Below are 8,447 nucleotides of genomic sequence, written 5' to 3' on the forward strand. Positions count from 1 at the left end.
GCCCGGTCCCATTCCGAACCCGGAAGCTAAGGCCACCTGCGCCGATGGTACTGCACTCGACAGGGTGTGGGAGAGTAGGACACTGCCGGAACATCCTTCGCGATAGGGGACCCTTATTTGGGTCCCCTATCGGCGTTTGTGGACTCGATACGAGTTCGGTACGCCAGGCGGACGATGCCCCGTCCTTCGTCCGTGGTTGAATTCTTAGTGGCGGGGTCATTGACAACACTCCCCGCAGGTCGGGGAACCTAGAGAGGGATCGCCGTGTCGGAACACAACGACGGACGGAAGCCTTTCCGCCGGGACGGAGACGCCCCCGGTTTCGGCCGGCGAGGCGAACCGACCGATCGCCCCCGCGGCGGACACGGTGACAATCGCGGCTCGGGCCGTGGCGAAGGCGGCGGATTCCGCCGCGACGACGCAGGCCGAGGCAGCAGCGCAGGTCGTGGTGGCTCCGACCGGGGTGGATTCCGTCGCAACGACGACAATCGCGGCTCCGGTCGTCCCGAAGGCCAGCGCGGTGGCTACAACCGCGACGACCGCGGCGGCAGCTCCGATCGTGGTGGATTCAAGCGCAGCGACAGTGGCGACCGCGGTGGCTACCAGCGTCGTGACGACGCCGGTCGCAGCGGTTCCAGCGACCGTGGTGGCTACCGGGGCAACGACGACCGCCCCCGCGGTGGTTCGGATCGTGGCGGCTCCGCTGATCGCGGTGGCTACCAGCGCCGCGACGACAGCGCGAAGGGCGGCTACCCGAAGCGCGACGACGCGAGTCGTGGTGGTTACCAGCGACGTGATGACAACGATCGCGGCGGCTACCAGAAGCGTGACGACAACGATCGGGGTGGATTCAAGCGCAGCGACAGCGGTGACCGCGGTGGCTACCAGCGCCGTGACGACGCCGGTCGCGGTGGCTCCGGTGACCGGGGTGGTTTCAAGCGTCATGAAGGCGGAAGTGACCGTCCCGCAGGTGGTTTCGACCGCGGCGGTGACCGTGGTGGCTACCGTGGTGGTTCGGATCGCGGCGGCTCGTCAGATCGTGGTGGTGGCTACCAGCGCCGCGACGACAACAAGAGCGGTTACCCCAAGCGCGATGATGCCGGTCGTGGTGGTTACCAGCGCCGTGATGACAACGATCGCGGCGGCTACCAGAAGCGTGACGACAACGAACGCGGCGGATTCAAGCGCAGCGACAGCGGTGACCGCGGTGGCTACCAGCGCCGTGACGACGCCGGTCGCGGTGGCTCCGGCGACCGTGGTGGTTTCAAACGTCATGAAGGCGGAAGTGACCGTCCCGCAGGTGGTTTCGACCGCGGCGGCGACCGTGGCGGGTACCGCGGCAACAATGACGATCGCCCCCGCGGCGGTTCGGGTGGCGGCTTCCGTCGTAACGAAGGCGACGACCGTTCGCGTGGCAGCTCCGATCGCGGCAGTGACCGCGGCGGCAGCTCCGATCGTGGTGGCTTCCGTCGCAGCGAAGGCGGCAGCGACCGTCCGGGTGGTGGCTTCCGTCGTAACGACAGCGATGACCGTTCGCGTGGTGGTTCCGATCGCGGCGGCTATCAGAAGCGTGACGACAAGGGTGGTTACCCGCGTCGTGACGACAGCGGCAAGGGCGGCTACCAGCGGCGCGACGACAACGATCGTGGGCCGAGGCGCGACGACGACCGCGGTCGCGGTGGCTTCAAGCGTGATGCGCGCTCCGGTGGCAGCCAGGGCAAGTTCGTCGGCGAGGACGGCAAGCCGCTCGACGGCACCTACCGCGAGAAGCGACGTGAGCGCGACAGTGACGTGCTCGGCGTTGTCTCGGCATCGGCTGCCTCCGATATCGACGAGTCGATCACCGAGGACGACAGCACGGCCTCGGCCGGCCACTCCGCGACGGCGAGCGACAAGCCCGCAACCGACGAGTCGACAGCGTCCACTGGGCAGTCCGAAGACAACGCAAGCTCGGCCACGGCGCGGGTAGCCGAGACCGACGACAAGGCGACCATCGACACCGGTGAAGGTGACCGCCCTCGTGACGCCGACGGCGTCGAGTCCGAGAGCGGCAGCGCGCGGGTCGGTTCGGATCTCGACAGCCGGTCCGATGCCACCGATCGCGGCTCGGGCAGTGGCGACCTGAATGACGCCGCCCGTGACGATTCCGGCCTCGACGAGAGCCCCCGCGGCTTCGATCGTGACAGTGTTGCCCGAGGTGAGTCGGATCGCGACGACCGTTCTAGCGGTTCGGATCGTGACGATCGGGCCGGCGGTGACGCCGACCGTGGCGAGCGGCGTGGATTCGCGGATCGCGGTGCCCGTTCGGACCGTGACGACCGTGCGCGCAGTGGCTCGGCGTCCGGTGGTGCGTCGCGGTCGGGTGACTTCGGCGATGACCGCCGTCGCGGCGGTGAAGGCGCTCGTACAACGGGTGGGCGGCCGGACGATCGCCGTGCGGCGCGTCCCGAAGAGCCCGATCTGCCCGAGGATGTGCAGGCCTCCGATCTGGATCCGGCCGTGCGCCGTGACCTGCTGAGCCTGGACAAGAACAACGCCGATTCGGTGGCCCGGCACATGGTGATGGCCGTCGAGCTGCTCGAGGACGACCCGCGCCTGGCGCTGGCACACGCTCGGGCCGCGCGGCAGCGCGCGGGCCGCATCGCGGTGGTGCGGGAGACCGCCGGTGTGGTGGCCTACCACGCCGAGGAATGGGCGGAGGCGCTCTCGGAGCTGCGGACCGCACGACGCATGTCCGGTGGCGCCGGGCTGCTCGCGGTGATGGCGGACTGCGAGCGCGGTCTCGGCAGGCCGGAACGCGCCATCGAGCTCGGTCGCAGCGAGGAAGCACAGACGCTCACCGGTGACGAAGCCGCCGAGCTGCGGATCGTTGTGGCAGGCGCCCGGATGGATCTGGGTCAGTTCGACCAGGCCGTCGTGACGCTGCAAGCCTGCGATCTGGACCCGTCGCGCACGGGCTCCGCCGCCGCGCGCCTGTTCTACGCCTACGCCGACGCGCTGGTGGCGGCCGGCCGCACCGATGACGGCCTGCAGTGGTTCCTCAACGCCGCTGCCGCCGACCTCGACGACGAAACCGACGCCGAGGAGCGGGCAACCGAACTCACCGGCGACGCACAGTAGAACCACAAGGCCGTAGGCCGGGAACGCATCCAGGTTTCCCGGCCTGCGGCCTTTTCGCATGTCATCAGAGGTTGATGTCGGCCGGCAACGCCGGATCGGGTGTGGCACAGAGGTACTCGGTCGGCTCGAGCGGTGGACCGGCCTCCTGCGCTGCGGGCAATCGAGCGCCCTGTGTGAGCGGGGATCTACTTCGGCCGGCAACCGGCCTGGTTTCCCTGTTGTGTCGGTGCGTGCCCGCGACGCGCTGGGCGAGACGTCCGCAACTGGGGACATCGCGCACGAACACGTGGCACATGCTCGATCATGAAGGGTGCGAGCGTTATTCGGCAGCCGAGGGGAACCGAAGCTGTCGGTGCCTTCGCCTAGGGTCGCAGATGTGTCCGACCCGGCAGAGACGACGAAGTGAGGGTGGATGGACCGGCTACGCGATCGATACGAGGCATTGCTGCTCGACCTGGACGGAACGCTGTACCGCGGACCCGATGTCATCGAAGGGGCGCCCAAAGCGCTTGTGCCGGATGGTGATTCGGCACAACGTCTCGTCTACGTCACCAACAACGCCGCGCGCGGTCCCGGTGCCGTGGCGCACCACCTGGACGAGCTCGGCTACCCGGCGACCGCGGGCGATGTGGTGACCAGTGCGCAGGCCGCCGCCCGCATGTTGTCCGAACGGCTGAGCCCCGGCGACAGGGTGCTCGTCGTCGGAACCGACGATCTGGCCGCCGAGGTGAAAGCCGTCGGCCTCGAGCCCATCCGCCGATTCGGCGAGACCCCACCAGCGGCGGTCGTCCAAGGCCACTCGCCGGCAACCGCATGGCCCGACCTCGCCGAAGCCGCCTACGCCTTGCGCGTCGGCGCGCTGTGGATCGCCGCCAATACCGACCGCACCTTGCCCAACGAACGCGGCCTCGCCCCCGGCAACGGCTCGATGGTCGCGGCCCTGGCGACCGCCTCCGATCGTGAGCCCCTCGTAGCGGGCAAGCCCTACGCGCCGCTGATGGAAGACGCGATCGAGCGAGCGGGCACCCGCCGCGCCCTGGTCGTCGGCGACCGGCTCGACACCGATATCGAGGGCGCCAACGGCCTGGGTCTGGACTCGCTTCTGGTGCTGACCGGAGTCAGCACGCTCGAGGAGGTGATCGGCGCGCCCGCCGCCCGGATCCCCACCTATATCGCCGCCGGCCTCGACGCCCTCAACGACGCCACCGTGGCGGAGACCGCCGCACCGGCGGACATCGCGGAACTGTTGCGACAGTATCCCGGCCGGGCGGTACGGGTGCGCGCGGCCGATTCGGAAATCCGATAGCGTTGACGCCACGATGAGTACTGCGAGTTCACCGCCGAACGGCGCGTCACAGCCACCCCGGCCCGGGATTCCCGTGCCGGGCGCTCACCTGCTCGGCGCACCGGTGCAGCAGGAACCCGCCGATCCGCACCGGATCAAGACCGAGGTCGACGCACTACTCGCCGAACTCGGTCCGCGTCCTGTCGCGGGCCCGGCGGAGAACACCGAGGCCGGTGCCGATATCACCCGCCGTGCGCGCATCCTCGAACAGGCGCACGACGTACTGGTGGACGCGCTGGCGACAGTGGACAAGATCTGAGGTGGCCAGACGAGCGCGGGTGGACGCCGAACTGGTTCGCCGCGGGTTGGCGCGATCGCGAGAACACGCGGTCGAGCTGATCAGCGCGGGCCGCGTCCTGATTGCCGGAACCGTCGCCGTGAAACCGGCGACGGCCGTGGAGACGGGAACCCCGCTGATCGTGCGGGAAGAGCCCGACGAGGTGTCGTGGGCCTCGCGGGGCGCGCACAAACTGCTCGGCGCGCTCGAGGCCTTCGAACCCGAGGGGCTCGGCCTCGCGGGTAAGCGGTGCCTGGACGCGGGTGCGTCGACCGGTGGGTTCACCGATGTGCTGCTGAACAAGGGCGCGCGCGAGGTGGTCGCGGTCGACGTGGGCTACGGCCAGCTGATCTGGCGGCTGCAGAACGACGACCGGGTCCGAGTGTTCGACCGCACCAACGTGCGCAACATCACTCCCGAATCCATCGGTGGCACAGTCGAAGTCGTTGTCGGTGACCTGTCCTTCATCTCGCTCGGGCTCGTCCTCCCCGCACTGGCGGCCTGCGCGGCCGACGGCGCCGATCTGCTGCCGATGGTGAAGCCGCAATTCGAGGTCGGCAAAGACCGCGTCGGTTCGGGCGGTGTGGTGCGTGATCCGGCGCTGCGAACCGAAGTGGTGTGTGATGTGGCGAGCGCCGCCGCCGCGCTCGGGCTGCGCACCCTGGGTGTGGTCGCCAGCCCGCTGCCCGGTCCGTCGGGCAATGTCGAGTACTTCCTGTGGTTGCGCAAGGTCGGCCCGTTCGACTACGACGCCGAACAGGTGCGGGCGCTGGTCGCGCAGGCTGTCGAGGAGGGTCCGCAGTGAGTACGCATGCCGGCGGCAGGGAGATCCTGCTCGTCGCCCATCCCGGTCGCGCGGAGATCATCGAGACCGCGCACCGGGTGGCGAAGATCTTCGCCGAAGCGGGTATCTGCCTGCGGGTGCTGGCCGACGAGGCCGACAGCACCCGGTTCGAAGACGAAGCCGGATATCCGGTGCGGGTGGTGCCACACAGCCCGTCCGCGGCCCAGGGCTGTGAGATGGTGCTCGCCCTCGGTGGTGACGGCACGTTCTTGCGCGCGGCCGAACTCGGCAGGCCCGCGGGTGTGCCCGTGCTGGGAATCAACCTGGGCCGCATCGGTTTTCTCACCGAAGCCGAGGCCGAGAACCTCGACGAGGCGCTCTCGCAGGTGGTCGATCGCGACTACCAGGTGGAAAACCGGATGACCATCGACGTCACAGTGCGCGTGGACGACACGATCGTCGAACGCGGCTGGGCGCTCAACGAGGCCAGCCTCGAGAACGCCCAGCGGATGGGCGTGCTGGAAGTGGTGCTCGAAGTGGACGGGCGGCCGGTCTCGGCGTTCGGCTGCGACGGCATCCTCATCTCCACGCCCACCGGGTCCACCGCCTACGCGTTCTCGGCGGGTGGACCGGTGGTGTGGCCCGAACTGGAGGCGATGCTGGTGATCCCGAGCAACGCGCACGCGTTGTTCGCGCGGCCACTGGTGACCAGCCCGGAGTCGCTGATCGCGGTGGAGACCGTGGCAACCGGACACGACGCGATCGTTTTCCTCGACGGCAGGCGCACTCTCGCGTTGCCGCGTGGCGGCCGCGCCGAAGTGGTGCGCGGCGAACGTCCGGTGCGCTGGGTGCGGCTCGATTCGGCGCCCTTCGCCGACCGGATGGTGCGTAAGTTCCAACTGCCGGTCACCGGCTGGCGGGGCAGACAGCGAACGGAAGAGCACTGATGCTGACGGAGATCAGGATTGACGGACTCGGTGTCATCTCGACGGCCACCGCGCAGTTCCATGCCGGTCTGACCGTGCTCACCGGCGAGACCGGTGCGGGCAAGACCATGGTGGTCACCAGCCTGCACCTGCTCAGCGGTGCACGCGCCGACGCGGGACGGGTACGCCTGGGCGCGGCGAAGGCCGTGGTGGAGGGTCGTTTCGTCGTCGACGACGTGAACGACGCGGCTCGCACGGCGGTCGGGGAGGTGCTGGAATCGGCGGGTGCCGAGGCCGACGAGGACGGCAGCGTGATCGCGGTCCGCACGGTCAACAGCGACGGACGCTCGCGCGCGCATCTCGGTGGTCGCGGGGTGCCCGCCGCGGTGCTCGGTGAGTTCACCTCCCGGCTGCTGACCGTGCACGGCCAGAACGATCAATTGCGGTTGCAGCGGCCGGAGCAGCAACTGTCGGCACTGGACCAGTTCGCCGGCGACGGCGTCGCCGGTCTGCTGCGCAAATTCCAGGTGCATCGTCGGTCCTGGCTGGACGCGCGGACCGAACTGCTCGAACGCACCGCGCGCAGTCGGGAACTGGCGCTGGAAGCCGACCGGCTCAAGCATTCGCTCACCGAGATCGACGGCATCGCGCCCGAACCCGGTGAGGACACCCGCCTGGTCGCCGAGATCCGCAGACTCAGCGACCTCGATTCCCTGCGCGAGGCGGGTGTCGCGGCGCACGAGTCACTCTCGGGCCCGACCGACGCACCGGCCGACGGTGGCGGTGTGCTCGATCTGCTCGGTGGCGCCCGCGCCCGCCTGGATTCCGCCGACGATCCGGCCCTGGCCGCGCTGGCTCCGCGGCTCGGCGAGGCGATCGCGGTGGTGGTCGACGTGACCACCGAGCTCAGCAGCTATCTGTCGGAATTGCCGTCTGATCCCAGCGCACTGGACACGATGCTCAACCGTCAGGCCGAGCTCAAGTCGCTGACCCGCAAATACGCGCCCGACATCGACGGGGTGATCGCGTGGGCCGACGAGTCGCGCTCGCGCTTGGACTCGCTCGATGTGTCCGAGGACGCGCTGGCCAAGCTGGCCGGTGAGGTGGAGACGGCCGCGGGCAAAGTGCGCGAGGCGGCACGCAAACTCAGTGCCGCGCGCGCCAAGTCGGCGGGCAAGCTGGCGAGCGCGGTGAGCACCGAGCTCAGTGGGTTGGCGATGGGGAAGGCGCGCTTGGAAGTCCAGGTCCGCCCGCTGCAGGCCAGTGCCCAGGATTCCGCGCCGTTGGAGATCGACGGTGCGCTGTTGCACGCCGGTTCGAACGGCTGTGACGAAGTGGAGTTCCGGCTCTCGGCGCATTCGGGAGCCCAGTCGCTGCCGCTCAGCAAGAGTGCGTCCGGCGGCGAGCTCTCGCGAGTGATGCTGGCCCTGGAAGTGGTGCTCGCCGGATCCGATCACGGCGCGACCATGGTGTTCGACGAGGTCGACGCAGGTGTCGGCGGCCGGGCCGCGGTGGAGATCGGCAAGCGCCTGGCGCGCCTGGCCCGCACCCATCAGGTCATCGTCGTGACCCACCTGCCCCAGGTGGCGGCTTTCGCCGACACGCACCTGGTGGTGAACAAGTCCGACGACGGAAAAGGCAAGGTGGACAGCGGGGTTCGCACGCTGACCGACGACGAACGAGTGGTCGAACTGGCCCGCATGCTCGCCGGCCTCGATGACACGGAGACCGGCCGCGCCCACGCGGAAGAACTCCTCGAAACCGCCCGAGCCGAGCGCTTACCCGCCTGAAGCGAGCACTACCCCCAAAACGGTCGGTCACCACACCCGAAGCCGACCGACCGCACTTTCAACCACCCCGCACACCCGGCCCGTCCCCGTCTTCAACATCCCACCCAACCCAGCCACCGCACTCCCGACCTCTAGGGAGGGACGGCCACGAAGTGGCCGGTCCCGGGCCGGGGGCAGGCGGCGCGGCGGGGGGGGGGGGGAGCGC

The 8,447-nt window shown here is 69.5% G+C and carries 6 protein-coding genes and 1 rRNA gene; all 7 read left to right on the top strand.

Annotated features, from left to right (window positions below; genetic code table 11):
* A 5S ribosomal RNA gene (gene rrf, locus ACFQ9R_RS34570) occupies positions 1-91 on the top strand; the annotation flags it as partial.
* A 1,901-nt stretch (positions 92-1,992) separates the two neighbouring features.
* Positions 1,993-3,120 (top strand): hypothetical protein, encoded by a 1,128-nt coding sequence (locus ACFQ9R_RS34575; protein ID WP_378997047.1) that lies wholly within the window; start codon positions 1,993-1,995, stop codon positions 3,118-3,120.
* Positions 3,121-3,532: 412 nt separating this feature from the next.
* Positions 3,533-4,426 carry an HAD-IIA family hydrolase gene (locus ACFQ9R_RS34580; protein ID WP_378997039.1) on the top strand — a complete coding sequence of 298 codons (894 nt, stop codon included), beginning with the start codon at positions 3,533-3,535 and terminating at the stop codon, positions 4,424-4,426.
* A gap of 13 nt (positions 4,427-4,439) precedes the next feature.
* Entirely contained in the window at positions 4,440-4,724 is a 285-nt protein-coding gene (locus ACFQ9R_RS34585) for a hypothetical protein (protein WP_378997041.1), read from the top strand.
* A gap of 1 nt (position 4,725) precedes the next feature.
* On the top strand, positions 4,726-5,547 hold the full coding sequence (locus ACFQ9R_RS34590) for a TlyA family RNA methyltransferase (protein WP_378997043.1): 822 nt from the start codon (positions 4,726-4,728) through the stop codon (positions 5,545-5,547).
* Positions 5,544-6,473 carry an NAD kinase gene (locus ACFQ9R_RS34595; protein ID WP_378630063.1) on the top strand — a complete coding sequence of 310 codons (930 nt, stop codon included), beginning with the start codon at positions 5,544-5,546 and terminating at the stop codon, positions 6,471-6,473. Before ACFQ9R_RS34590 ends, ACFQ9R_RS34595 begins: the two co-directional genes overlap by 4 nt.
* Entirely contained in the window at positions 6,473-8,242 is a 1,770-nt protein-coding gene (recN, locus tag ACFQ9R_RS34600; RefSeq protein WP_378997045.1) for a DNA repair protein RecN, read from the top strand. The genes ACFQ9R_RS34595 and recN overlap by 1 nt, the downstream gene beginning before the upstream one ends.
* Positions 8,243-8,447 lie beyond the last annotated feature (205 nt).

Source organism: Nocardia sp. NPDC056541, assembly GCF_042794235.1.
Taxonomy (GTDB): domain Bacteria; phylum Actinomycetota; class Actinomycetes; order Mycobacteriales; family Mycobacteriaceae; genus Nocardia.